The organism is Flavobacterium sp. (assembly GCF_965277525.1).
In the GTDB taxonomy this organism is placed as follows: domain Bacteria; phylum Bacteroidota; class Bacteroidia; order Flavobacteriales; family Flavobacteriaceae; genus Flavobacterium.
The window spans coordinates 370,826-396,529 of record NZ_CBDIDC010000009.1 but is presented as its reverse complement, the minus strand read 5'-3'; the positions used below and the strand labels follow the sequence as shown (position 1 = coordinate 396,529).

At 36.2% G+C, this 25,704-nt stretch carries 31 protein-coding genes and 1 tRNA gene; 17 read left to right on the top strand and 15 right to left on the bottom strand.

The genetic code is table 11. The annotated features are described in order from the left end of the window. Positions 1-3 precede the first annotated feature (3 nt). The 7 genes from ACQY44_RS18880 to ACQY44_RS18850 form a co-directional block, all read right to left on the bottom strand. Positions 4-579 (bottom strand): BREX protein BrxB domain-containing protein, encoded by a 576-nt coding sequence (locus ACQY44_RS18880; protein WP_428231849.1) that lies wholly within the window; start codon positions 577-579, stop codon positions 4-6. Positions 580-611: 32 nt separating this feature from the next. Continuing rightward, positions 612-1,226 carry a BrxA family protein gene (locus ACQY44_RS18875; protein WP_428231848.1) on the bottom strand — a complete coding sequence of 205 codons (615 nt, stop codon included), beginning with the start codon at positions 1,224-1,226 and terminating at the stop codon, positions 612-614. Further along, entirely contained in the window at positions 1,227-1,430 is a 204-nt protein-coding gene (locus ACQY44_RS18870) for a helix-turn-helix domain-containing protein (protein ID WP_428231847.1), read from the bottom strand. 104 nt (positions 1,431-1,534) lie between these two features. After that, positions 1,535-2,827, bottom strand: a complete 1,293-nt coding sequence (locus ACQY44_RS18865; RefSeq protein ID WP_428231846.1) for a PcfJ domain-containing protein — start codon at positions 2,825-2,827, stop codon at positions 1,535-1,537. Beyond that, on the bottom strand, positions 2,824-3,204 hold the full coding sequence (locus ACQY44_RS18860) for a PcfK-like family protein (protein WP_428231845.1): 381 nt from the start codon (positions 3,202-3,204) through the stop codon (positions 2,824-2,826). The genes ACQY44_RS18865 and ACQY44_RS18860 overlap by 4 nt, the downstream gene beginning before the upstream one ends. Before the next feature lie 28 nt (positions 3,205-3,232). Beyond that, positions 3,233-3,592 (bottom strand): DUF7222 domain-containing protein, encoded by a 360-nt coding sequence (locus tag ACQY44_RS18855; RefSeq protein ID WP_428231844.1) that lies wholly within the window; start codon positions 3,590-3,592, stop codon positions 3,233-3,235. A gap of 45 nt (positions 3,593-3,637) precedes the next feature. Then, positions 3,638-4,030, bottom strand: a complete 393-nt coding sequence (locus tag ACQY44_RS18850; protein WP_428231843.1) for a single-stranded DNA-binding protein — start codon at positions 4,028-4,030, stop codon at positions 3,638-3,640. A 538-nt stretch (positions 4,031-4,568) separates the two neighbouring features. Here ACQY44_RS18850 and ACQY44_RS18845 point away from each other — a divergent pair. From ACQY44_RS18845 to ACQY44_RS18830, 4 genes are all read left to right on the top strand, one after another. After that, the gene (locus ACQY44_RS18845; RefSeq protein WP_428231842.1) at positions 4,569-4,796 is read left to right on the top strand and encodes a hypothetical protein; all 228 of its coding nucleotides are present in this window, start codon (positions 4,569-4,571) and stop codon (positions 4,794-4,796) included. A 136-nt stretch (positions 4,797-4,932) separates the two neighbouring features. Beyond that, a complete protein-coding gene (locus tag ACQY44_RS18840) occupies positions 4,933-6,180 on the top strand; it encodes a hypothetical protein (protein WP_428231841.1) in 1,248 nt (415 codons plus the stop codon). Positions 6,181-6,271: 91 nt separating this feature from the next. Beyond that, positions 6,272-8,080 (top strand): S8 family peptidase, encoded by a 1,809-nt coding sequence (locus tag ACQY44_RS18835; RefSeq protein ID WP_428231840.1) that lies wholly within the window; start codon positions 6,272-6,274, stop codon positions 8,078-8,080. Between the two features lie 29 nt (positions 8,081-8,109). Beyond that, the gene (locus ACQY44_RS18830) at positions 8,110-9,306 is read left to right on the top strand and encodes a hypothetical protein (protein ID WP_428231839.1); all 1,197 of its coding nucleotides are present in this window, start codon (positions 8,110-8,112) and stop codon (positions 9,304-9,306) included. 12 nt (positions 9,307-9,318) lie between these two features. On the opposite strand, the gene mobC is transcribed toward ACQY44_RS18830, so the two are convergent. Genes mobC through ACQY44_RS18815 form a run of 3 tightly spaced genes read right to left on the bottom strand, consistent with a single transcriptional unit; the run spans position 9,319 to position 12,959 of the window. Then, positions 9,319-11,301, bottom strand: coding sequence for a conjugal transfer protein MobC (gene mobC, locus ACQY44_RS18825; protein WP_428232147.1), 1,983 nt, complete (start codon positions 11,299-11,301; stop codon positions 9,319-9,321). 21 nt (positions 11,302-11,322) lie between these two features. Further along, on the bottom strand, positions 11,323-12,582 hold the full coding sequence (locus ACQY44_RS18820) for a relaxase/mobilization nuclease domain-containing protein (protein ID WP_428231838.1): 1,260 nt from the start codon (positions 12,580-12,582) through the stop codon (positions 11,323-11,325). Continuing rightward, a complete protein-coding gene (locus ACQY44_RS18815) occupies positions 12,567-12,959 on the bottom strand; it encodes a plasmid mobilization protein (RefSeq protein WP_428231837.1) in 393 nt (130 codons plus the stop codon). Before ACQY44_RS18815 ends, ACQY44_RS18820 begins: the two co-directional genes overlap by 16 nt. A 292-nt stretch (positions 12,960-13,251) precedes the next feature. Between ACQY44_RS18815 and ACQY44_RS18810 the strand changes: the two genes are divergently transcribed. The 3 genes from ACQY44_RS18810 (at position 13,252) to ACQY44_RS18800 (ending at position 15,590) form a co-directional block, all read left to right on the top strand. Then, the gene (locus tag ACQY44_RS18810) at positions 13,252-13,539 is read left to right on the top strand and encodes a hypothetical protein (protein ID WP_428231836.1); all 288 of its coding nucleotides are present in this window, start codon (positions 13,252-13,254) and stop codon (positions 13,537-13,539) included. A 186-nt stretch (positions 13,540-13,725) separates the two neighbouring features. Further along, on the top strand, positions 13,726-15,243 hold the full coding sequence (locus tag ACQY44_RS18805; protein ID WP_428231835.1) for a DoxX family protein: 1,518 nt from the start codon (positions 13,726-13,728) through the stop codon (positions 15,241-15,243). A gap of 116 nt (positions 15,244-15,359) precedes the next feature. Then, a complete protein-coding gene (locus tag ACQY44_RS18800) occupies positions 15,360-15,590 on the top strand; it encodes a hypothetical protein (RefSeq protein WP_428231834.1) in 231 nt (76 codons plus the stop codon). 58 nt (positions 15,591-15,648) lie between these two features. Here ACQY44_RS18800 and ACQY44_RS18795 read toward each other — a convergent pair whose 3' ends face one another. Then, positions 15,649-16,134, bottom strand: a complete 486-nt coding sequence (locus ACQY44_RS18795) for an alpha/beta hydrolase family protein (RefSeq protein WP_428231833.1) — start codon at positions 16,132-16,134, stop codon at positions 15,649-15,651. 22 nt (positions 16,135-16,156) lie between these two features. Here ACQY44_RS18795 and ACQY44_RS18790 point away from each other — a divergent pair, with 22 nt between their 5' ends. The 10 genes from ACQY44_RS18790 to ACQY44_RS18745 are packed head-to-tail and all read left to right on the top strand — an operon-like array spanning position 16,157 to position 22,292. Next, entirely contained in the window at positions 16,157-16,441 is a 285-nt protein-coding gene (locus ACQY44_RS18790; protein WP_428231832.1) for a hypothetical protein, read from the top strand. Positions 16,442-16,458: 17 nt separating this feature from the next. Beyond that, positions 16,459-17,079, top strand: coding sequence for a conjugative transposon protein TraK (gene traK, locus ACQY44_RS18785; RefSeq protein ID WP_428231831.1), 621 nt, complete (start codon positions 16,459-16,461; stop codon positions 17,077-17,079). 6 nt (positions 17,080-17,085) lie between these two features. Continuing rightward, the gene (locus ACQY44_RS18780; protein WP_428231830.1) at positions 17,086-17,352 is read left to right on the top strand and encodes a hypothetical protein; all 267 of its coding nucleotides are present in this window, start codon (positions 17,086-17,088) and stop codon (positions 17,350-17,352) included. A gap of 4 nt (positions 17,353-17,356) precedes the next feature. Further along, the gene (traM, locus tag ACQY44_RS18775; RefSeq protein WP_428231829.1) at positions 17,357-18,652 is read left to right on the top strand and encodes a conjugative transposon protein TraM; all 1,296 of its coding nucleotides are present in this window, start codon (positions 17,357-17,359) and stop codon (positions 18,650-18,652) included. 13 nt (positions 18,653-18,665) lie between these two features. After that, positions 18,666-19,514, top strand: coding sequence for a conjugative transposon protein TraN (gene traN, locus ACQY44_RS18770; protein ID WP_428231828.1), 849 nt, complete (start codon positions 18,666-18,668; stop codon positions 19,512-19,514). A 29-nt stretch (positions 19,515-19,543) separates the two neighbouring features. After that, the gene (locus ACQY44_RS18765; protein WP_428231827.1) at positions 19,544-20,332 is read left to right on the top strand and encodes a hypothetical protein; all 789 of its coding nucleotides are present in this window, start codon (positions 19,544-19,546) and stop codon (positions 20,330-20,332) included. Positions 20,333-20,357: 25 nt separating this feature from the next. Next, complete coding sequence (locus ACQY44_RS18760) at positions 20,358-21,389, top strand: hypothetical protein (protein ID WP_428231826.1); 1,032 nt, start codon at positions 20,358-20,360, stop codon at positions 21,387-21,389. A 22-nt stretch (positions 21,390-21,411) separates the two neighbouring features. Beyond that, the gene (locus ACQY44_RS18755) at positions 21,412-21,693 is read left to right on the top strand and encodes a hypothetical protein (RefSeq protein WP_428231825.1); all 282 of its coding nucleotides are present in this window, start codon (positions 21,412-21,414) and stop codon (positions 21,691-21,693) included. Between the two features lie 19 nt (positions 21,694-21,712). After that, positions 21,713-21,988, top strand: coding sequence for a helix-turn-helix domain-containing protein (locus tag ACQY44_RS18750; RefSeq protein ID WP_428231824.1), 276 nt, complete (start codon positions 21,713-21,715; stop codon positions 21,986-21,988). Beyond that, positions 21,975-22,292 carry a hypothetical protein gene (locus ACQY44_RS18745; protein ID WP_428231823.1) on the top strand — a complete coding sequence of 106 codons (318 nt, stop codon included), beginning with the start codon at positions 21,975-21,977 and terminating at the stop codon, positions 22,290-22,292. The genes ACQY44_RS18750 and ACQY44_RS18745 overlap by 14 nt, the downstream gene beginning before the upstream one ends. A gap of 45 nt (positions 22,293-22,337) precedes the next feature. Here the strand turns inward: ACQY44_RS18745 and ACQY44_RS18740 are convergent, their stop codons facing one another. The 4 genes from ACQY44_RS18740 to ribB form a co-directional block, all read right to left on the bottom strand. Continuing rightward, the gene (locus ACQY44_RS18740; protein WP_428231822.1) at positions 22,338-23,651 is read right to left on the bottom strand and encodes a site-specific integrase; all 1,314 of its coding nucleotides are present in this window, start codon (positions 23,649-23,651) and stop codon (positions 22,338-22,340) included. Between the two features lie 291 nt (positions 23,652-23,942). Beyond that, positions 23,943-24,027 (bottom strand) — tRNA-Ser (locus ACQY44_RS18735). Positions 24,028-24,170: 143 nt separating this feature from the next. Further along, complete coding sequence (locus tag ACQY44_RS18730) at positions 24,171-24,566, bottom strand: acyl-CoA thioesterase (RefSeq protein ID WP_428231821.1); 396 nt, start codon at positions 24,564-24,566, stop codon at positions 24,171-24,173. A gap of 3 nt (positions 24,567-24,569) precedes the next feature. After that, the gene (gene ribB, locus ACQY44_RS18725; protein WP_428231820.1) at positions 24,570-25,703 is read right to left on the bottom strand and encodes a 3,4-dihydroxy-2-butanone-4-phosphate synthase; all 1,134 of its coding nucleotides are present in this window, start codon (positions 25,701-25,703) and stop codon (positions 24,570-24,572) included. Position 25,704 lies beyond the last annotated feature (1 nt).

Here is a 25,704-nt window from a genome sequence, read left to right as displayed (position 1 = left end):
TTACTATTCTGTTGCTATATATTTATTCAAGTGGTTGGCTCTGTAAAGGTTATCGTCGTTCAGTAATCCAAACATATTGTAATTATTGTTCTCGTAATTGCCTGGATAAAAAATAATTACTTTGAATTCTTTAATTAGTTGTTCCGTATTTTTTAAAAAATCAGAGACTCTTAAATAGGGGTAAGCTGTACCAAATCCATGTAAAATGAGATACACTTTTTTGTCGTTTTTTACTGCAAAATGTGCTTTCACTTTATTCTCAAAATTTTTATAAAAATTCCCGTCATTAATTTCTTCCAAAATCCAATCTAAAGCATCCTCTGGATCTTCTTTTTCTTTTTCTGTAATTAGATCGAAAAGTGTTCTGCCAGAGAATTCTTCACTTTTTAAAAAGCTAATCATTTCCTCATACATATTTATAACTAAACATTCTAAATAATTGTTTGGGCGTTTTAACTTTTCAATTAAAAAGGCTATCTCTTTCCGCATTTCATATTCCGCTTCTGGATTATAAGTATAAATATATGCAGGAAAGAATAAATTTCCAGTTCTAGGCTCTTGAAAGCCACGGTCTGACATCAGGTTATATAATTTATTGCTGTCTAATATCACTATATTTCTTGTTTTTCAATGTCATTTAACAATAATACGTCCATGTACCAATGGTCGCCAACTTTATTACATTCACTAATAATTGAATTACTTATTTGAATTTTTTGAATTTTATTTTTATTTACCATTCCTAAATCCACAAGCATTTTTATAACCACCTGTCCGCATTTGGAAATCGATTTTTCTGTGATTTTTTCTAATTCAGGATGAAAGTCCATTTTCCGGTATAGGAAGTTTTTAAAATCCGAAACCTCAAGTTCAAAATCTAGGTTTTGCCATTTGTTTAAAATAATTTCCAACATGAAATGCTTAATTATAGGATAGCATTTGCAAATGCCATAGAACAATATTAAATTTTTGCTGTTTATATCTGAAACTGCAAATCGATTTATTAAATTCTCATTATTTAAAGCAAGTAGTCTTTTTTCGATTTCATTCTTCAATCTTTTTTTTGAACTTTCAGCATTTACATGAATTACATTAAAGTCAATTGTTTCTTTTCCTTCGAGGAAATCATCAATATTATTAATAGCAGATATAAACGCTTCTGTTTCTCTTGTAAGAAGAGCTCCAGCAGTAAATGCGATACTATATTTAATTTTTACGTCTACCATTTAGTTTATTACACTATTATTTTCAACCAAAAGTTCTTTTGCTTCTATTTCTAAAAGCGATGCTATTTTGTACAATTGTTCAATACTTGGTTGCCTTCTGTTCTGAACGTAAGAGTTAACCATATTATAGCTTTTGCCTAAATTTTCAGCTAACCAAGTCTGCGTCAGTCCTTTTTTCTCTAATTCCAATTTAATTCTATTCATTTGAAAAGGTTTAAGGTTTAAAAGTAAAATTTTATATTGTATATAACAAAATATGAGATAGTATTTTGGTGTAAACTTTATGTTTTGTCACTTGAATTAGTTTTTTACTTCTTCATTCTTGAACCAATTTTATAAAGGTTTTTTTTCATGATGTTTTGGATAACTTGATGATGTGGTGAATTATTATTTTTCATCCCATGAGATTGGACTAACTCCATTTTCGAAAGAGAAATTTCTACAGTTTCGATAGGTCTATTATCTATTCTGGCAGATAATATAAGGGAATCCTTTTTCTTGTAATATTCATTAGTAAAAATGCAATGATGTAGAGTGTCGCCTTCTTCCATAAATTCCTGCACATTTTTCAATACTTTAATTGTCAGGTTTTTCTCTTTAAAGCAAAGTCCGAAAAAATGCTTTTTTTCTTCTGCGTAAACTTTCTGGGCTTTTAGGATTTCAGAGCGCATTTTCAAAAGATATTTTTTTCGCTGTAATTGCCTTTTTTTAGCCACAAATTTATCATGAGCCTCATTAAGATTTTCAGGGCAAACAAAAGCGGAACTGCTGAGGTCTTTTTTAAACCAACAGAGCAGGGTTATGTAATCTTCCCATATTTTGAAATCCTCAATTTTATAAGAGTATTTGAGGCAGGTTTTAACCGCCTGCCAATTTTCTTTAATATGCTGTTCGTGAGACATGAGATAATAGGATAGGAGTGAAGCCTGTGAAGATTTCAAAAGAGTTTCCGCAATAGAATCTTTTAAAAGAGAAGTAAAAAGTATTTGCGGAGCGATATTGTAAAAACCACTTTTAAAACCGTTTCTTTTCAAAACAGGAAGCACTTTTAAATTGGGATATATCTTATAAGGGTTAATGCGGTACTTTGGCGAGTTTTGAAAGTCTTTTGGTCGTATTTCAAGAGCAGAATAGTATTGCCATGCATCGTATGCACCTGAAAAAACGTTTGTACTAAGCGACATGGTTCTCACTTCTCCTTTTAGATTTATCCAGTGTTGCATTACTTCTTTGTGAAAATAGGAAGGCGAAAAATTCTTTTTCATGTGCTTGTGCGAGCAGATGATACGCACCACCTGATAACCTTGGCATATATCCAAAACGGCAGAGTATTCAACTTCCTTGAAATGAACCTGATTGCATGCCTGCATTTTTAGCCTTCCCTCACAGACAGTGCATTTTATAAATTTCTCGCACGATGCATTTTGCTTATTTGGTTTCCAAGAATGGGCACATTCAAGGCAATGGAATTTTCCACGAGAGAGAACTCCCCATTTTAGGAAAATACTTTTTTCTGCCCAAGATTGCATCTTTTCTGAAATAGGTTTAAGTGTTGAGCTTAAACCTACTATCTCTTTCTCTGTAATGGTTTTCGGTGTCATAGGTCAAAAAGCGTTAAGGTTTTCTGCGCAGGTTTTGCCTCTAGTTTTACTATAGTTTTCTTCTCCGTAATTGGAGACCCCATTGGAGCGGACGTGAACAAATCAGCCACTACAGGCGGATTTATAACTACTTTACAGCTAATGGGAAGAGGGGAAAGGATAGTATCATCGGTATAATATTTAACAGCCATGTCAAATATTTCCTGATTGTCAAAGGCGCAAAGGCCTGTTTTTTTAACCTCGCCGAAAATGTAATTGATACAGCTTTCAATATTTTTGGATGCTTTGTTGAGGTTGGGCGCAAAGACTAAATCCATTTGCGCCATGTCGTTTAGATAATTTTCTATAGCAGTTTTAAATTGTTCAGAAGCTTTCATGATGGAAGATTTAAGATTGATAAGGATTTTATTCAAAACGGTTTCGGTAGATGTCAAAACAGTATTCTTCGAAACAAAGCCAACACATAAAAGTGTAGTGCGGACTTTCATAGCGGTTTGCAATTGGTTCCCCAAGTGTGTCTTCCAATTCCTTTCTTATATCTTCGAGGTCGTCAAGATGATTGACGTAAAATTCTTTGCAGTCAGAGTGATAAATAAATTTTCCTATCATACCGCTTATACAGCCACCTCGCTGTAAATCTTCCAAGAATGATTTAAGCTGTTCTTTCTTCGTGCCATCATAGCCATCCATGTTGGCTAAGATTATTTTGTCAAATTCTGCGCTTACTGCGTACTCTCTGTAACTTGATTTTCTTAAGGCTTTCATAACTATTGATTTTTTGGCGTTGATATTTAAAATTGCGCTTAGCATTTAAAATGGGAGGTCATCGGGTTCATCCTTTTGGTTTTGCTGTGCTTTAGGTGTTGAAGCTGTTTCAGGTGTTTGTGCTTTTTTGGCAAAAGCCAAAATTTTAAGATTGTTTGTTTGAAAGGTCAGACTGCCTAAAGCCTTACCGTCAGAGCTCGAGTAGACATTTAGACCGATTCGACCAAAAAGCTGAACAAGAGCGCCTTTTTTTAGGTAGTCTGCTAATTTGCTGTTCAACCAATAGGAACAATCGATATAGGTTACAATTTCTTTGTACTCGCTACTGCCTTTTGGCTTGTAGCTGTCATTTATGGCGATAGAGAAATTAACAACCTGTTTGTCATTTGAAATTTTATGCACTGTGGCATCTTTTACAATTCGTCCTGTGATTTCCATGATTCGAATATTTTTAGTGAATACTTGTTTTAAGTTTTCTTCTCCCGTATTTCGCCAAATGAATTTTTTCAAAAGAAAAAACGGGAAAAAAGAAAGCACAAGTAAAGTGTCCGGATAAGGAAGCCGGAGTGCTATAAGTCCCGAAGGGCGGCGCTAGCCGTTATGCGCATGCAGGAGACGGCGGGCACTATCTTGGCTGCCTTTTAGTCCGTTTCGAATGAAAATGAATTTTACAGCCCATTATCCGCATCAATTAAGAAGCGAAATGTGCTGCCATGTATCTGCAGATTGTTAAAATAGAGGTATTAGATTTCTTAAAGGGTAAAAACAAGTATTTGTACCTGTAGAGAGGTAAACCGTTTTTTATATTTTTACTTCACTGTAAGCAGCTGATCTGCAGATAGTGCAGCAGTGATAATTCTTCGGCTCAAGCATTCAGAGTTTATACGTCGTTGCCCTGTAATTGAAGGGTTTGAAAAAGTTTTTTTTGTTTAGTGTATTTATTGTTTAAAACGGTTTAATCTTAAAACTAATAATTATGTATTACCTAATTAAATCAACAGGCGGACAAAAATCCTGTATTGACAAGAATCCTTCTAATATTTATACTTCAAATATGAATATTGACTGCAGACGCAGCTATTCGTTTCCGTCTAATATAGTTTTAGTCAAAAATATTTCTATACGTTGTTTACAAAGTACAAATGGCAGTGCAGGCCAGGTATATTGTGATTATGTGACGGCTAAGAAAGAAAACATTGTTTAAAAGGATTATTGATATGCGACATTATTACATTTGTTTACTTCTGGTGATGACTGGATGCACAACAGTCAAAAGGTATAAAAACATCGAAAATTCTGTGATTGATAGTTCCGACCGCGTGGACATATCTGTTTTTGGAATGAAAATAGAACCTGCAGCAGGGGTTGATAACAGCAAAACTTTGTGGGATCTCTCCGGAGAGGGGCAGGCAGAACTAATTAAAAATTTAGCATCCAGGAACCCGGAGAGTGATAAGTTAATAACACTGCTGAGCACAAAATATTTAAAAGCAGGTGAGAAATCGTCCTTTGATTTTACTTCGAAAAATATTCAAATGATTTTTAGTATTAAAAAAAATCGTGACTTTCTAAAAATTAAAGGTGATAATGCGCCATATACTTCGGCTGATCGAATAGAATATATACAGTTCAGCCTTTTGATTCCAGATTCAATTCCATTAAAATTTGTTAAGTGGAATAAATTTGTAACCGAATACGGCAGTGCCGACGTGGCTGAGATGACTCTGAATCAATCTTTGGAAGCCACTGCAGGCACGGGTCTTTCAACAGGAACAACAAGCGAGAAAACCGAAGGGTCTTCTAAAACTACCGTATCGGGAGGCGCAACACCTTATGTGAGCGCTAAGGGGACGATTACCAAAAATGAAGCTCAGAAAATTAAATACAGATATGTTGCCTTAAATGGAAAAATGCAGGAGAAACGCATTGACATAGAGCAGGAGGGTATGCGTGAAATTGATCTTACCGGAAATATTGCAGCTGACCTAACAATGAAGTTTGAAGAGATGCCTCAAGCTCTTTTTAAAATATCGAACTATAAAACAGCGGCAGGAAATTATAATACTGCTGATAAGCTAAAAGCTGATCTTTACTCGGTTATGGTTCCTGATATGCAGATCTACCCTGATTTGATTTCGGCTAAACTAAAATATTCGTATGCTTACAGGCATGTGAAAAAGGGTGCTAAAACTTTTTATGAATGGGATGATACGGTAGAATATTTTAACGGTACTAATATCGAAAAGGATATCGTCATTTTTAATAGAAAGGATTTTATACCTGCTTTTTATAATATTTCAAAAAAAGGGGAAGATCAGATCCCTTCTAATGATAGAACACGTCTTATCCTGCAAAGTACAATTGTGGCGGGTGATCTTTACGAACTTGTTTTTGAATCTTATGATTCAGCGCAGGTTTTCAAAAACTGGCTGCTGAAATTTATTCCGACAAGAAATGGAGATCCTATCAAGATAGGAGATAATTTTCAGCTTCTTTTGAGAAAGAAAGATTCTCCGGATGTAAAAGTGACCCAAAGAATGTTTGCTGGATATGGTGATGATCTTCAAGCCCTGCCCTTTTACAGATAGATCTGAGTTTAGATGGAAGCAGATTAGAAATAAAAAAATGTGGCTTAAAGATAAGACCGCAATTCATTGAATAATATATTAAAATATCTACATGGCAGAAGATAATCAATTTATTGAAAAGCTGATTTTTAACCAGATGGAAAGCGGACCGCGCTTTACGCAGGATTCCCCGGTTTATCCTGATGTCTGGCTGGACTACTATGAACATAGGAATGACAAGAATTACAGGGCAGATCTGATATTGATTCCGCACAAGAAATCTTCTGTGGCTGAATTGTTTACCGAATTGAGCGAATATCTTTTAAAACGCACTTTAAGGGATGAAAAGGCTGGTTATCAGATGGCCAGCAACGGAGACAGCATTGTCGTGAGATTAACATTCTTTGAAATGATTGCCATTGCACTTCCTCTGACTAACTGGTGGCAGAACTATCTGTGGGATGAAAACGGAAATCCTACCAATCATTATCTATGGCTGGACCAGATGATTTCCGAGATATTATATTATTCTCCAAAAGATTTTTCAAAAGAAATATGGAGCTATCAAGCCTACAGAAAATGGCTTTTTGTGATTAGGGAGAAGCCGAATAGAAAAATTACATTATGGTCTATAAACAGAAACCGGACAGCCACTCTTTCGATTGAATCATCAGTTCCGGCCACTAAAGCAGATTCAGGAAGACGTCTTTTTGACATCGACGGATCGGGTATTTCCTGGGCTGTTATCGATTCAGGCATTGATGCCAGGCATACCGCATTCAGAAAAATAAACAAAAGTACCTCTGAGCCTTTTGCAGTAGCGATGGGATCTTCTGCCGAGAGAAATCCTAATAATACAAGAATCGCAGCCACCTATGATTTTACAAAATTTAGAGAGGTTATAAGTGATGCTTACATTAAATCCTATACTTCAAATAAAAACCAAGCAGATGAGAATTCCAATGATTCCAGTGCTGTAAGAAATGAATCACAGGCAGAGCTTTCTGATGACAGAACTCTCAGTGATGAAGAATTCGAGACCTATATAATGGAGATCGGACGTAATTTAAAATTTGGAAGAATGCTTGACTGGTCAGTGATAGCACCCATTTTGAGGATTCCGCATAATCTGCAGGATTACAGGCCTCCGGGAAATCCTCACGGAACGCATGTTGCCGGCATTCTGGCGGCTAATCAGCCGGAAAATGGACTAATAGGCATGTGTCCGGGAATTCAGCTCTATGATATACGCGTTATGGATAGTTCAGGAATTTCAGAAGAATTTAATATTCTGGCTGCAATCCAATTTGTCAGATGGCTGAATAATCAGAAAGAGAATTTATCCATTCACGGGGTTAACATGAGCTTTTCGATGAAACACGATGTTGCAAGTTATGCCTGCGGCCAGACCCCTGTCTGTGTTGCCTGCGACCGCCTAGTTGCCGAAGGCACTGTTGTAGTGGCAGCGGCCGGAAATCTCGGACAGACGATGTACCAATCTAAAGAAGGCAGTTTGAGCATGGGATTTAGAATGGTAAATATAACAGATCCCGGAAATGCACAGCGGGTTATTACAGTAGGTGCTACTCACCGAAACCAGCCTCATGCTTACGGCGTTTCTTATTTTTCCAGTAAAGGCCCAACTGGTGACGGCAGGATAAAGCCCGATTTAGTGGCTCCCGGTGAGAAAATCATGTCTACCATGCCTAATGATGGAATGGATAGAATGGATGGAACTTCCATGGCGGCTCCTCATGTTTCCGGAGCGGCGGCACTTATATTGTCAAAACACCGTGAGCTGATCGGAAAACCAGATAAGATTAAAGAAATTTTATGCAGCACTGCTACGGATCTTGGAAGGGAGAAATATTTTCAAGGCTGTGGCATGCTCGATGTTTTAAGGGCTGTTCAAGCGGTTTAAATAAAAAATTAATTTAAAATAAAAATGCTATGATTTTAAGTTTAGAAATTCTGCAGGCATATAAGGGCGACTGTCTTCTGCTGCATTACGGCTCGCCTGATAGTCCTCAAATTATTGTAATTGATGCAGGGCCGTCGGGAATCTACAAGAAGTATTTAAAACCCAGGCTGCTTAATATCAAAGACCAGCTTTATCCGGATGAGTCACTTCCGATTTCAATGGTTATGGTAAGCCATGCTGATGATGATCATGTTAATGGTATTGTCAGGCTTACAAATGATCTGGTTCAAGAGCAGTCAGAGGCTAGAGAACTAAGTTTTAAAATTGATAAATTCTGGTTCAACAGCTTTGATGACATAATCGGAAATATTGAAATTCCTGTGATAACTGATATAAGCACAGATGCTGAAACTGCGTCAATGCAGATTGCCGCTAATCCTATTTTGGATCAAGCCGATGAACACATCTCGGCAGTTATTGCCTCTACGGGCCAGGGCAGAACCATAAGGGATAATGCAGGTCTTTTAGATCTTTCAATAAACAGTCCCTTTACAGTCCTTCCAGGCAGTTCGGCAAGGCTAGTACGCGGCGATTCAGCAAATTCAAAAGTAAATCTTGGAGCAGACGTTTCAATACACGTTATACATCCCAATGAACAGCGTTTAATAGAGCTGCAGAAAAAGTGGGATGAAGACCTTGCAAAGGCAAAGGAAAAAGGGGATGATTCCATTATTTTGGCTTCCATGGCAAGCAGTGATAAATCGCCATTTAATCTTTCCAGTATTGTTGGTTTGATTGAATATCAAGATAAAAAAATACTGCTTACCGGTGATGGCAGAGGTGATGATATCTATGAAGGCCTGAAAAATAATAATCTTTTGGATGAAGAAGGCAAACTCCATGTTGATATATTAAAAATACCTCATCATGGCAGTGATGCAAATATTACAGAGGAATTTCTGCAGAAAATTACTGCTAAACATTATGTAATATCTGCAGACGGCAAACATCATAATCCTGACCAGAAAGTATTAGATATGTTCGAAAGAAGCGTAAAGTCAGGCACACTGCATTTAACCAATCATGAAGGAGAAGAAAATTTGAAAGAAAAACTAGATTCATTTATTGACAGGCTTGATCAGACTGGCAGTAATTTGATAGTGAGTTTTCTAGATGCCCAGACAGATTCAAGAACTATTAATTTGCTTGAAGATCTGCCGTATTAAAAAGTTTTTTATTTATTTTTTTATGACCAGATAAGTCAGTGCAGGATCACTGAGCAGACGCTCCATTTCGGCATGCATAATATCCTGCACATCTTGTTTAATCTGCATGTAATTTCGCTGCACCATGATACTGTCAATTCTTCGGATTATGGGAATGTCCTGATAATTATCCTGTTCCTTTTTAAGCGCATCATTATCGTTTATAATCTCGGAGTGAAAGGTTTTCAGCTCGATTTTACAATCAGGATTATCGGCTACAATACCTACAAATTCCCCTGAACTTAAAGAAGAAATTTTGGAAGCGGGTACGGCAGATTCCAACTGTTTGGAACGGCTGATCGAAGTGTCTGCACTGTTAATAGACAAGCTTTCGCGGTCCTGCATAATTTTTCCAAATCGTTCGGAAAGCTGTTTGGCTGTATCACCGGTGACCTGACCGCTTATGATGTTTCCTGTAATATTTAAGATCACATCCGCCTGTTCCCGTCCATAATCTTTTCTAAGCTGACTGAAGTCCTGTATTCCTAAACAGGTCGCTACTTTATTGCTTCTTGCCGTAGCAATTAAGCTGTCCATATTGTTAAGATAAATTGTAGGAAATTCATCAAATATCAGGCTGCTTTTGAGTTTTCCTTTTTGATTGACCTGCTTGATTAAACGGCTTACATAAAGTGATAAAACTGCGCCGTAAGTTTGTATTTTCTGGGGGTTATTTCCCATGCATACAATCTTAGGTTTAAGCGGGTTATTAATGTCCAAAGTAAAGTCATTCCCTGAAAGTACATAGTACAGCTGCGGGGAAGAAAGCCTTGCCATGGAAATTTTGGCAGAGGCAATTTGTCCCTCAAGCTGCTCACTAACATCCTTAAGGTAAGCGCTGATAAATGGATTGATAAGCACTTCAATTTCTTTTTCTGTTCTCAGCAGTGTAAAGAGACTGTCGTAATCCAGCTGCATGAGTTCAATAACGTGCGGAAGAGTGCAGAATTCCCCATCATTATATTTTCGTAAATACCATATAATAGCTGTGAGAAAATTGATAGGTGATTCCACAAAAAAGTCACCCTGTTTTTTAATCCATTCCCGGTTTAGTCCCAGTAGAATAGTTCTTGCTGATTCCGCTGCATCAGTAATGTCCGTCATCGATTCAGGATACAGAGGGTTGCATCTGTGGGTGCGGCTCAGATCATCGAAATTAATCATGTAAAATTTGGGTTCAACAGCATAAAGATGTCGGTATTTCAGCCAGGTATTATAAGCAATGATGGTTAGATCAGCGAATTTAAAATCGTAAACGAACATACTGAATCCTTTTTGAATATGCTGGGTAATTACATGGCGAATTACAAAATAAGATTTCCCCGAACCTGGTGTTCCCGGAACCAGAAGCGATCGAAAAGGATTGATAATATTAATCCAGCTGTTTCGGACTTTATCTTTTAAATAATAACAAGCCGGAAGGTTAACAGAGTATTCGTTTTCTATAAGCCGTTCTTCCTGTGGGAAAGTTTCATTTTCTTTGTTGAAAATATCTTTATGATTTAATTTTCGACTGATAATTCTTGACAGAAGCGTACCTCCGGAAAGCATCATAAGATATCCTATTGAAGTAGATATAATATAACCTGCAATTTTAAAAACTGGACTAAGAACTGTCAGCAAAAACAGGTAACTTATAAAATACAAAATCAGTCCTGCCAGGATGTAATTTAATGCCGTTTTTAACTGCAGTTTTTCATCTTTTCTTCCTTTTACACCGAGTAATGAAATGAGTAGTAGACCCAAGGCAAAAAACTTTGTTTTATGAAAATTACTGAAAAGCTCTGTATTGTAAATGTTGTGTAAAATCTTATCGCTAAATGGGCTGACTAGTTCCCAATGTTTAAAAACCGAATAACCGTAATAATAGAAGTGAATAGCCAAAAGCGTTATGCTTATGAGCCTGGTCATATCTAAAATTTTTCTAAGTGCCTGATCATTTTCTCCTGTCTGCATCGCCATGGCTTTAGTGTTAAATTAATTGTCGGACTGCCCTTTTCTTTTTCTTTTTTTTCGTCTGCTTTTTAAGCTGGCGGGAATATATTCGGACGTATATTTAGGCTGTAAAATGCTGTCGATTATCTTTTGTAATTCTTTCTCAGAAATAAAAGCAGGATTTTTAATTCCTTCTTCCTTCTGCATTTTGTTTTCATATTTATTTCCGTCAGGTTTAACCCTTACATTACCGCATCTTTCCAGCATTGCTTTTGCTGCATATTGAACGCCCAATGCACTGCCATTAAAAATGCATTTTGTAGTATGGTCTACATATGTAATTCCATGGACTTGACCTTGAGGGTTTTGCCTGTAAATTACAGCCATACCTTCTTTGAGTAATTTTTTTTCCAGCTCCTCTAGGTTTATATTGCTGTTTTTTAAAAATGCCATGTCAATGCTATTTCTGACTCTTTTCATGTCACGAACCCGTGATTTTTTATTAGCTTCAAATTTTTGTTCAAGAGCCTTCATGGTAGGCTTGAAATGAAAGCTGCTTGCTTTTATTGGAACTCCGATTGGTTTTTTGTCTGCATCAATAATCTGGTATAATAATCCTTTGTGAAGAAACATTTTAGAATCCTCTTTTCCCTGTAATACTGAAACATTGTACAGGTTCAATACTGCATTTAATTCTCCAATAGTTGTAAATTTATAATGTGGTATTACGGCATTTAAAATACCGGCGATTGCTTTTTTTGAATCTGAGACACCATACTCGATTTTATGAATATTCAATGGTTTTAAATCTATTGTGGTTATCTTTTTTTTACTTTCCGCACGTACCAAATTGAATTGTGTTTCAATTTCCTTTCGTGCTGTTTCAGACTGATTTTTTCCAATATTCTGCATGTCTATTCTGCTGCCGTCTGCTTTTACTTTTATGGAGACAATATGGATGTGCGGATGTCCGGCATCATGATGCTGGTAAACTAAATAAGGCTGGCGCCCAAAACCAATTTTATCCATATAAGTACCTGCAATTTCCATGAGTTTTTCTTTTGATAATTCTTTTTCTGACAGATCAAAATTTAGCGATATATGCACACTGTTTCGGATAACATTTTCATTGAGTTCAAGCTGTTTTAAAAACAGATTTAATTTAAAACTCAAACTCATGTCCTCTGCGTCCATTGGATAATTTCCTTCTCCGATGCACTTTGCTGCACCCATGGAAACTTTGTTCTCATTGTAGTTGAAAATGGCTCTGATTGAGCGCCCTGTATTTATGACTGCAACCATTTTTTACTGAGATTTTCTATGTGTTTTTTTATTTTATTTACAGAATTAAACAGTATTTTTTTCTCTAATTCATAAACCGTAATCCAGTGTTTAAATTCTGAAATCTGTACAAGGGTATGAAGCTTTTTAACTGCCTGATTGAAATTGTTTCCAATGGCATTTAAATCTTTTCGAAGGATTATAAGCTCACTCATTAATTCATCAAGTGATTCGTTTCGGTATTTCAAAACCACAGGTTTATGTAACAGATTTTTTCTGGCATAATCGCTTAGTTTTCTACAGGTTGATTTACCAAACTGTTTCTTCAGCATTTCATATTCGGTGCTAGTCAGTCTTAGATGCAGCCATTTAGTTCTGTTTTTGTTCTCTTCTTCCATCATTCATCTTTTTCATTTCACAAACTATTTTCCTTTTGGTTTCACCGCCAACGAGTTCCGAGTAAAGGGGCGGCAAGATATCGGTTGTGATACAACCGGACATCTTGCAGATTGCAGGAACGTGGCAATCTTTTAGAGTCTGAGAGTGTACTTCAGACTTTTTCAAAAAACTTATACGAATTTAGGTAGTCGAAATGAATATAACCTGTCACAGGTAAATTATGCTTATGATGCTTTGATCCGTCATTAATACCTTTAGGCTTCGAATTATTAATTTAAAAATGCTGAAATTATGAGTGCAAAGAATTATGCAGCCATGGTATTTGATACTGTATTGAGTATCCCAGGCATGAGTGAACCGGTGAAGATTGATCTGAAAATTTCACGCAAAAATGTACTGCTGTTATCCCACTTTATTGAAAGGGGATTGCTGCTGGAAAAAGATGAAGGGAGTCTTATGGGAAGCATTGCAGAGGAGGAACTTATCGAACTGAAAAATGTCTCGCAGGAATGTCTTCAGAAGGCTGGACTTGTGGAACTTAATCAGAAGCTTTTGAGCTTTATTGAAGATAGTAAGTAATAGACAAAAGAAAACTGAAAACATGAAGATGCTTTATGGATTTAAATCTGTAAAGCATTCTTTTTTCTAAGATTCTAAAATGAAAATTGGCATGCTTTTGATGTTTTTTGGTTTATTTTTAATGTCTTATATGTTAAATTACTGATTTAAATTTGTTTAATGTTTTTTTGGATTAAAAAAATTACAATGCATATGGAAATCTCTAGATTTAACAACAGTATAGTTTCAATTGTAAGCTTTTTGTTTATCCTGCTTTTTGTCTATGCAGCTGTAAATAAAATAGTAGAGTTTGAGACCTTTAGGGTACAACTTGCACAGTCTCCCCTTCTCAGCGCTTTTGCGGGATGGATTTCTATTTTAGTGCCTTTAATAGAGTTCATTATCTCGTTAATGCTTCTTTTTCCAAAATCACGTTTTGCAGGCCTGTATGCAGCTCTATGCCTGATGACAATGTTTACTGGTTATATTTTTATAGTACTTCATTTTAGTTCTTTTGTACCATGTTCATGCGGAGGTATCCTAGAGAAGATGTCGTGGAATGTTCATCTTGTTTTTAATTTCTTTTTTATAATGCTCGCCTTAATTGGTCTGGGGTGTTACGATGATTTTCAAACCAATATGCAATCAAGTATTACAATGCAAATAAAGTTAAGAAGGGCTGGACTCATAATGTTTTTCAGCATTGCTGCTGTAATTGTTTTGTTCTTAAGCTCAGAAGAGATCATTCATAAAAGTAATCCTTTTATCCGTCGCTACATTAGAAAGACTGTGAAAATGGTTTATAGTAAGGATTTAAAATTTAACTCATATTATTTTGCAGGTGTAAGTGAAAGTAAAATTTATCTGGGGAATTTAACGGATCCTTTTGGGATTTTAAGTATAGATACCCTTAAAAATCAGAGTGAAGAGCATAGAATTAAATTTATTGACCACGGTGAACCTTTCCGTAAGATTTTTGTTAAGGTGAAAGCGCCAAATTTTTATTTAATAGATGGTACAGTTCCAAGCGTTTACAAAGGAAGTATTGTAGATTGGAAAGTTACTGGTGAACTAAAAAATATTCCACGTTTCACAACAGCTGAACCTATTGACAGTATAAGTTTGGCATTTCGAAATAATACAGGACCCAATTCAGGACATCAGCTTGGTATATATAGTGTAAATTCTGAACCAACTACTAAATATTTTCCGGCACTTCTACAGAAGCAGATTGACGGTATTTTCGATACTGACGGGATGCTGCTTTATAATGATGACCACCATGAAATAGTATACATATATTATTATCGCAATGAGTTTATAATTTCTGATAAGACAGGGAAATATAAAAGAGCAAATACAATTGATACAATCAGCCACGCGAAGATAAAAGTTTCTGATTTAAAAGACCATACCGAACGCCGTTTAAGTGCCCCGCCTTTTTTTGTAAATGCGCTGTCAGCTACCAAGCAGAACTTGTTGTTTATACATTCAAAAGTTCCAGGCCGTTATGAAGACGAAAAGATTTGGAAAACAGCATCAATAGTCGATGTATATGATATTGACAAAGGGATTTACCTGATGAGTTTTCCTCTTTTTACTGAAAATAGTCAAAAGATAAAAGATATACGTGCAACAAATACACATCTATATATTCTCAGCGGTAACAACCTTGATGTTTATGCCTTTAAAGGGATTTTGAGAGAACATCTGAAAGATAAATAGTAAATTTTAATATACCGGCGCTGGTGGCAGGAAAGAGATCAACACCTGCTAAAAAAAGTAGATCAATATTTAATTTAATATTAACTATTATGAAAAAGACATTTTTAAAATCAACAATGCCTTTTACTGCCGCGGTAGTATTGGGAATTTCAGGTGCGTTCTTCACCACCTCAATGCAAAGTGCTTCTAAATTAGCACCTCGTGACGGCTATATCAATAGTCTGTCAGGAGTCTGTGATGTGCAGGTTCAATGTTCTGACAATAGCAATAATCCAATCTGCAAGGCAAATGGACAGACTGCTTTTGGTAAAGCTAACAACTGTGCTGAAACACTTTACATGCCATAATTAATTTAAACAATCTTTAAAAACAATGCAGTTCTAAATGAACTGCATTGTATGTTTATTATCCCCGATTTTCAATCCATTCGGCAGTCTTTTCACCTTTCAAAAAGTGATTGAACCACTGTAGTATTCTAATAGAAAGATCTTTTTGATTTGAAGGATCAGAGAAAGAGTGTTCTTCCTCTGGATAGAGGAGCATGATATTGTTTTTCTGGAGACGATGCATTGCAAGATAAAGTTCAATACTCTGGTGCCAGTCAACCTGCTGGTCATTTTTTCCACTCCATAAGAGCAGCGGTTTATTAATATTCTCTGCATTGGTCAGCGGAGAATTATTTAAATAAGTAAGTGGCATTTGAAAAGCAGACACACCTAGTCTAAACTGTCCAACTTTAAACTTTATCATATGTGGTTTTCCTGTACGCCAGTTTATCGCATGGTAAAAGCTGTTCAGATCTATCGGGGCAGCACCAGCAACGGCAGCTGCAAACATATCACTCTTCCCCGAAATGTATGCTGTTTCATAACCTCCAAAAGAATGTCCCATAAGTCCGTCTTACTTGATTTTTATGATTATCGGAATCATAGGATATTTTACGGTTCCATCGGTAGCCAACTATATAGTCCACGCTGCCGGAGGAGGTGCCTTAGGTCAGAAAGTTACCGGACTCTTTAGTAATTCAACCAGTTCAGTAGTTTCCAAAACATCAACGGGAGCCGGTATGGTGATGGATTCAATGGGAAATGCAGCAGGGCGGATGTCTCAAAGCATGTCATCATCGACAGGAAGTGCTCCTTATTTTGAGGAGAAAGGAAACTATATGAGCGACAGGCTTAAAGGGAATTCAAAATAATCAAAAAAAATCTGCTCATGTTTACCAAAATGAAAAATATTGATACCGCTTTTAAATATGTCAGAGGCTTTACGATGCTGGTTATTGTGGGATGTATTATGATATGCTGTTATACACTTTATAAAAGTTTTGAGTCGGTAACCCAGATGCAGGATAAGGTTTATATACTGGCAAATGGCAAAGCGCTTGAAGCTTACGCGTCGGAGAGAAAAGATAATGTACCGGTGGAAGCAAGAGATCATGTAAAGACATTTCACAAGTTTTTCTTTACCCTTGATCCTGATGATAAAGTTATTAAAACCAACGTTACAAAAGCGCTTTATCTGGCTGATGACAGTGCAAAACGTATTTATGATGACCTGAAAGAAAACGGATTTTACTCCGGAATTATCTCGGGCAATATCAGTCAGACCATTCAAATTGACAGTATCGCGATTGATACGCGTGATTATCCGTACCGCTTTAAATGTTTTGCAAAACAGAACATTATAAGAACAACCAGCATTCTGAAAAGAAACCTTGTAACAGAAGGGTCTCTTCGCAATGTCTCAAGAAGCGATAATAATCCCCACGGTTTTTTAATTGAACGCTTCAATACCATCGAAAACAAAGATCTAACATTTGATAATAGAAAATAGACGTTGATGAAATCACTATTCCAAAAACAGAAAACGCCTTTTGTGTATCACAGGTATTATCGTTCTGCACAGACAAAATGGGCTCAGAAAATGGATGTACTAATCAATGGTCTTTCCAGAAGAAAGCTTATCTGCCTTCTGATTTCATTTACCATTCTAACAGGAAGTTACTTTATCTATAACATTTATACAGCATTTTCAGAAAGTGATTTTCCAACCGCTCAAAAGACAGCTGCCATTTCAAAAATTAGAACTATCAATTTTAAAAAGTAAAATTATGGAACATAAAACAATATCACCCAAAGAATCCAAAAAGCGAAAAATGCTTCTGGTTCTGCCCCTTATAACACTTCCTTTCGTCACTATTCTGTTTTACACTTTGGGAGGAGGAAAAATGGAAGCGATGGGAGGAAAAGATGAAATTAAAAAGGGATTTAATTTTAATCTGCCTCTTCCAAAATTTAAAGAAGATTCAGCACTTGATAAAATGAGTTATTATGATCAGGCAGCAGTAGATTCTATTAAACTTCAGGAACAGATCAAAAAGGATCCTAATTATTCCAATCAAAAAATAGTACAAGAATCTATAGGAGAGTTTTCAGATACGGATTTTGAAGTTCAACGATTTCAAAAAGACAAAACAGGTTTTAATTCGTCATCATTTCAAAACAGGAACGAACAGAAAGTTTACCAAAAACTGCAGGCCCTTCAAAAAGCAATCAGCCAGCGAGCTGTAACTGAAAATTACGATCAGGACATGAGAGAGTTTGAAAACTACGGCTCATCAAAAGGAGTTTCCGATGAGATAAAGAACTTAGAGCATATGATGAGCAAGATGGGAGAATCACAGGAACCTGACCCGGAACTCAAACAGCTTGGAGGAATGCTTGAGAACATACTGGATATTCAACATCCATCGCGTGTGCAGGAAAGACTAAAAGAGTCTTCAGATAATAAAAAAGGAAAAATCTTTACGGTTAACCGTAAAAAAGAAGAAGATAATACAACATTGCTTCAGAAGGATAATTCTATCTCAAGTTCTTTAAAGAGTAATTCCTTTTATACAGCTGATGAGAGTCTGGAGCACGAGGAGAAACAGCAAAATTCAATAGGGGCAGTGATCCATGAAACTCAGACCATCGTCAACGGGTCTGTGGTCAAGCTTAGACTAAGCAGTGATATATCTCTGCAAGGCACTATGATTCCCAAAAACACATTTTTATACGGAATAGCATCTTTAAAAGGGGAGAGGCTGGAAGTTAAAATCAACAACATTCAGTTTCGAAATTCAATTTTTCCGGTGGAATTAACGGTGTATGATATCGACGGTATTGACGGGATTTATATTCCAGGTGCGATCAACAGGGATGTTGCCAAGGCTTCTGCTGACCGTTCTATTCAGACCTTAGGGCTGACCGGAGTTACGGATTCCTGGGGAGCGCAGGCAGCAGGAATGGGAATAGAAGCGGCAAAGAGCCTGATGAGTAAAAAAGTGAAACTGATTAAAGTAGTTGTTAAAGCCGGGTATCAGGTACTGCTGTATGATGAGAAACAAAAGAATTTGAATAATTAAAAAACTAAAAAAGATGAAAATTAGAAATTGGACTTTTATGTTATGCTGTTTGTTGACAATGCTGTCAGGCTATGCGCAGTTTATTAATGAAAAAATTGGTTTGAATCAGGAAGAGTATAAAAATCTTCAGATAGGATATTCGAAAACTACCAGTATCATTTTTCCATATGCTATTAAAAGTATTGACAAGGGAAGTCCGGATGTTTTAATGCAGAAAGCCAAAGGAGTTGAGAATATTTTACTGGTCAAAGCGGCAAAGGAGAATTTCAATCAGACTAACCTCACTGTAGTGACAGCTGACAATAGGCTGTATGTATTTGTTCTGAACTATGATGAATCCTGTCCTGATTTAAATATTAAAGCCGATAATACAGCTGTTGTAAGTGGGAATATTTTGTTTTCAATGGAGAACGATAATCAAAAGAAAATTGAGCACTATGCCAGCCTTGCTTTGTCTAAAAAGAAAAAATTAGAAGGACTAAAACGTTCAAGATTTGAAATGAAACTGAATGTTACCGGAATATTTATTCATCAGGACGTTTTGTACTTCAGATTTGTGCTGGGTAATAATTCAAAAATTAATTATGAGATAGACCAGCTGAGGTTTTTTATAAGGGACCGCAAGAAATCAAAGCGAACAGCCTCTCAGGAAATAGAGGTAATACCTCTGTATTCAACTTCTGCCTCTTCTGTAATTCCGGACAAATCTGAAGTGAATATAGTTTATGCGGTATCCAAATTTACGATCCCCGAAAAGAAATACCTCACTATACAGCTTATTGAAAAAAATGGGGGCAGGCATATAGAAATAGATGTTAAGAATAAAGATCTGATAAATCTGGATATTCTAAACGGCTTATAAATGAGTAATAACTAAAAAAAATAATTGTCATGAATCAGAAAAATTTAGAGTTCTTAAAAGACCAGCTGAAATATACCGGCTTTGGAGAAACGTTCGACCAGGACTTGAAGGAGAAAATGCTTAAAGGAGAAACAGAATTTATGCTTATGAAGGAAGGTGTCTATGGAACAGATTCCATGACTGCAAAGCTGAATTTCAAAAAATCAGATCAAAGCGATTTGTATTTTTTTAATTCCTATCATGTAAACCTTAAAAAAGAAGATTCCAAACAAGGATTGGAACAGACTTTTTATATTAATAACAACAGCAGTAATATTACCCTTAAAGAAGCTTATAATTTAATGGAAGGCCGCTCGGTGAATAAGGACCTAAAAACCAGAGAAGGAGAAGTTTATAATGCTTGGCTGAAAATAGACTTCAAAAATTCTGATGATAAATCCAATTTTAAGCTAGAGCAATATCATCAAAATTACGGATACGATCTGGAAGCAAGTCTTGAGAAACATTCAATTAAAGAACTCAATACTCCAAAGTACAAAGAAGATCTTTTAAACTCGCTAAAAAAAGGAAACCTGCAGTCTGTAACTTTTGTTGTAGCGGGCGTGGAAAGCAAGATGTACGTAGAGGCAAACCCGCAATTTAAAACTTTGAATGTCTACGACGGCGATAAACAACGAATTAATCATCGCGAAAGCAAGGAGGAAAAAAAGGCTGAGTCAAAGCAGAAAGATCACAGCCAGAATAATAACGATGATGAGCTCTCTCAGAAGGAAAAGAACAGTAACTCCCGTTCAAAAAAAGCGGGTAGATCGGTTTAAGGCTCTGCAGTAATAAGGATAGGCTATGTCTTCTGAAAACAATAGAGTAGAAAACGAGATAAAATTGTGGATGTCAAAGGAAGAAAAATTAAAATTTTTATTTCAAAACAGCCCACCGATAGAACGCTCTTTTGGCATAGAGAAACTGAAATTTTTTAAGATGCTGCTTTTTAAATATAAAAAGACGAAAGCGGTAGACGAAAAAATAACTTTGAGATTTCTTAAGCATGAATATAATAAATTGAGGCGTCAGGTCTATCCTAATATCATTGACCGGCTTTTAAATGAAGCGATTAGTGCTGTTGTTTTTGAAAGGATAGATAAACGTGATTATGTTAGAGATCTGGAATTAAACAAGAAGACTTTAGAGGAACAGCTTATAAAAAGCGGTTTTCATGAGGCTTATAGCAAAGTATTGGAGCATATGCAGGAACAGCAGTTAAATTTTTCTGTTCCCGTTTCTTATCATATCTCAGAAAATGAAAGACTTGAACATTCACTGCAATTTGTAAAAGATGCACAAGGGGCTTACCAGTTTGATGGATTCAGATCTATTCTAGATACAGATTCGTCGCCATCTAGCCGCAGTACGCACTACTTTAAGAATGAAAAATCTGAGAGTTTTAACGCTGCAGAGGCATACGAAATGCTTGCAGGAAGAGCAGTTCTTAAGAGCGGAACCTGGAAACAGTTTAACTTCTACGATAAAGACCTTAATGACAATTATCGAATGCATGAATTTCCCGAAGCGTATGGATATAATCTCAGCAATGCTTTAAGATTAATTCCTCTTAAAAATGATGACTATGAGAAATTCGAATCTTTGGCCGATTCTTTGAAAAAGGGCAGGAGGGAAGAAGCAGTGCTTCTGATTCAAGGGAGAGAAATGAAAGTTTTTTTGGAAGCAAATCCACGCTTTAAGACCTTGACTTTTTATAACGACAGGATGCAGAAAGTTAGTTTGACAGAAATTAAAAACGGCTGTAAAATTAGTCCGCTGCAAAAACCGCAGCAGAACATTGAGACTCAGACCGCAAAAAAGTCGCATCACATGTGATGTTTATATATCTTATATAGTTATGGAAAATCTTAAACTTTTATCCGGATTTTTTCAGGCAATTGACAGCGACTTCAGAATAAGCACAACTCACATTGCAATTTTTGCCGCCCTGCTTGAATTTCGCGCAAACAGAGATTTTATAAACCCAATACAAGCATACAGCATAGAAATTCAAAAGATTGCTAAAATAATGTCACCTAAGACATATCATAAGTGCATGCGTGAATTGCATGAATACGGATACCTTTTTTATGTTCCAACGAAAAATAAAAATAGAAGGAGCAGCATTTATTTCATTTAGAATCATAAATAAAGATGTTATGGAAGAAATTGTTACAAAGGAAGATCTACGGCAGTTTGGTCTTCTATTACTAGATAAGATACATACTATATTTAAAGAAAGGAATTCTCAGCAAAAAGAATCGTCAGATCCAGAATGGTTAAAAAGTAAGGCTGTCAGGAAACTGCTTGATATTTCAGCAGGTTCGGTTCAAAATCTTCGAATGACACAGAAAATCCGATTTAAAAAGGTTCTTGGCTCGTACTACTATAATAAAGAAGATTTGCTAAAACTTTTCAAAGATGAGTCAAATTAATAATGTGACCGAACACCAAGTCATAGATTGCTTATGTATTTATATGGAAGATCCGCAGCTCAACGTATGGCATTTGGCTATTTTAAATGCAATTTTAAGTTTAGGCTACAGGCAGGGGGAGAGGCAGAGAATTAAAGTCAGCCGTCGTAAGATCATGTTATTGTCACATATCAATACGCTGCCCACTTATCATAAATATTTCAAACAGCTTCAGGATTTGGGCTATATTAAGTATATGCCTTCTTATCATCCTGGTTATAGAAGCGAAGTTGAATTATATCAAAAGAGGTTATCTCACAATTGAGATAACCTCTTTCTTTTTATATCAAATTATATTAGAGATTATATTCTAAGAGGATGGTATCTTATATTTCTCTTTAATTAATTCTAATTCATTCTCCAGTCTAATCAGTGCTGTTAGATCTTCCTGTGACATTTCAGTTTTTTCAGGGTGTAGCCTTTTATTCAGCAATGTCATTTCCCGGCCTATAGTAGCCTGCTCTGTAATAGCGTAAGATTCTGTCTGTTTGACTGATGAATGTCCGAGCATTTCCTTTACTACATTAATGGGGACGTTATTATTCAATGTTACAGTACTTCCAAAAGTTCTGCGTGCCATATGCGTATTGAGCGTGAATGGAAAACCGCATAATGCAGCAATCTCCTTTAGGTATTCATTCATTTTCTGATTCGAAGAAACCGGCAGTACAGTTCCGCGTTTAATACAAACCGGATGATCTTTGTATTTTTCAAGAATTTCGATCGCCTTTGGAAGAAGCGGGATTCTTGCCGTAGAATTTGTTTTCTGCCTTTCAGATAAAATCCACTGATTTCCGTCAACGCCATCTTTTATGTCAGCTTTCTGGAGCTGAAATGCATCAATATAAGCAAGTCCTGTGTAACACTGGAAAACAAAAATATCGCGCACGGTATTAAGCCGGTCAGTCGAAAATTCGCGTCTTTCCAGTTCAGCCAATTCTTTTGCAGATATAGGCTTCTTTACAATTTTAATTTTCTTTCCTTTAAAATTCTTAAAGGGATCTTTAATAATGATTTCTTTATCGATGGCTCGTATTACAATTTTCTTGAAGTTGGAAATGTATTTAAGTGTGGTATTATTTGCGCATTTCCTTACGGTACGGAGATAGAACTCAAAGTCTTTTATGAATTCAAAATTTAAATCAGCAAATTCAAAATCACCAGTATTGTATTTGAATTTAATGAAAGCCGTTACGTGATTTTTAGTGATATTGAATCTCTCTAGTGTCGCTTCTGTATATCCGTTGCCAATCAAGGCTTTCATTTCATCATTGTGTTTTTGAAATTCTTCCAGCACCTTGGCTCTGGGAGTTATTCTTCCCATGACATGGTCCATAATCTTTTGGGAAGTTATGGGTTTTCCGGTGTACATAATTTCGGCTTTGATTTCATGGATTTTCGCCGTGAGTGAATCCAGAAAAAAGTTCAGCGACTTCGCATCTTCTTTTGTGCCTGTTGCTCTCTCGGTTTTCTTGTTCCAGCGCTCAGTGTACCACTGGCGTCTGGTGGATGCTTCTTTCGGGATTCCGTCAACGGTTATCCTGAAATAGACACTTCTAATGTTACTCTCATTGTGGCGGGGTGCTTTCAAAAAGAAAATCAACCCAAAGCTGTTCTCTAGCATAATTCAACTTATTAGATTAGTAAATGTAGAATTATAACCTCATTTAAACAAGATGTAAACGTGCTTAACCCCTTTGATATCGGGACTTAAGATGAAATTTTGTGGCGCAACTTTGAAATTTGAAAATGCGCCACGAATGCGCCACAAAGTTTTTGTTCGATTTTATAAATATTGAAAAGCGGTATAAAAGAAAAAACCCTGCAAATCGTTGGATTTGCAGGGTTTACCGCTCTTTTTGGCCATTTTTGAAAACTTTGAAAATCTAATTTTTCCTTTGTTTTCGGGCCTTCGCGGAGAAAGAGGGATTCGAACCCCCGGACCTGTTACAGTCAACAGTTTTCAAGACTGCCGCATTCGACCGCTCTGCCATTTCTCCAGTATGTTGCGATCATTTGCTGATTGCGAGTGCAAATATAGTGCGCTTTTCTGATTATAAAAACTTTTTCAGTGATTTTTTTGAGTTAATTTTCAAGTATCTAATTATCAGTATTTCCGACAAAGAGATTTTGAGAAAAATTATTACAACTGGTCTAGAATTGGGGTTGGTTTTTTGTTTTCATCAACTGCAACAAACGAAAAGGTTCCTGAAACTACCGTTTCACGAAGTTCAGAATACATTTGTTCCATGAAAATATCTACGTGAATTTTACAACTTGTTCTTCCAACGCTATCAACTTTTGCTACTAATTCAATTAAAGTTCCGGCTGGAATCGCTTTTTTAAAGTCAATTTGACCTGTAGATATCGTGACTACTTTTTTACGGCTAAAACGGGTCGCACAAATAAAGGCAACTTCATCCATGAGATGTAATGCCGTTCCTCCAAATAAAGTATCGTAATGATTGGTGGTACTAGGGAAAACCGCTTTAAAAATACGTGTTTCTGATTTTATAATTCTTTCTTCTAAAGTTCCCATATTTTAGTAGCTTACGTATTCTGTTATTTCAAGTCCGTATCCAATCATACCCACACGTTTTGTCTGTTCTGTATTTGATACCAATCTAATTTTAGAAATATCAATATCGTGTAAAATTTGAGCTCCAATTCCGTAATCTTTACTATCAATGATTACTTTTGGTGCTTTCATTGTTCCTTCTGCTTGTAGCGCTTTAAGTTCTGCAATTCTATTGAGTAAGTTAATCGCAGTCATATCCTGATTAATGAATAGAACAGCGCCTTTGCCGTTTTCATTAATGACCTTAAACATATCGTCTAATTGTTGCTCAGCATTGTTGGTCAAAGTACCCAGTAAATCATTATTTACCTGCGAAGAATTGATTCTTGTTAAGATTGGTTCTCCAAGATTCCATGTTCCTTTTGTTAAAGCAATATGAATTTGTTTGTTGGTTGTTTGTTCGTAAGCTCTGAGTCTAAAAGTTCCAAAACGAGTCTCAATATCAAAATCTTCTTTTTTGACAATCAGACTATCATGTTGCATTCTGTAAGCCACTAAATCTTCAATAGAAACTAATTTTAAATTAAATTTCTTAGCCACTTTTACCAATTCAGGTAAACGGGACATAGTTCCGTCTTCGTTTAGAATTTCACAAATAACGCCCGCTGATTTAAAACCAGCTAATCTTGCAAAATCAATAGCAGCTTCTGTGTGCCCGGTTCTTCTTAAAACGCCACCTTGTTTAGCTACCAAAGGAAAAATGTGCCCTGGTCTTGCTAATTCGTGTGGTTTTATATTTGGATCTGTTAAGGCTAAAACGGTCTTAGATCTGTCAGCAGCAGAAATTCCCGTCGTAACTCCATGTCCTTTTAAATCCACAGAAACCGTAAAAGCAGTTTCCATATGATCGGTATTATTGGTAACCATTGGTCTTAAATCCAATTCTTTGCAACGACTTTCTGTTAGTGGGGCACAAATTAAACCGCGTCCGTGAGTAGCCATAAAATTGATCATTTCAGGAGTTACTTTTTCGGCTGCAGCCAAAAAATCACCTTCATTCTCACGATCTTCATCATCGACTACAATGATGACTTTACCCTGACGAATATCTTCTATAGCTTCTTCAATGGTATTCAGTTGTATTTTTGTTGTTGACATA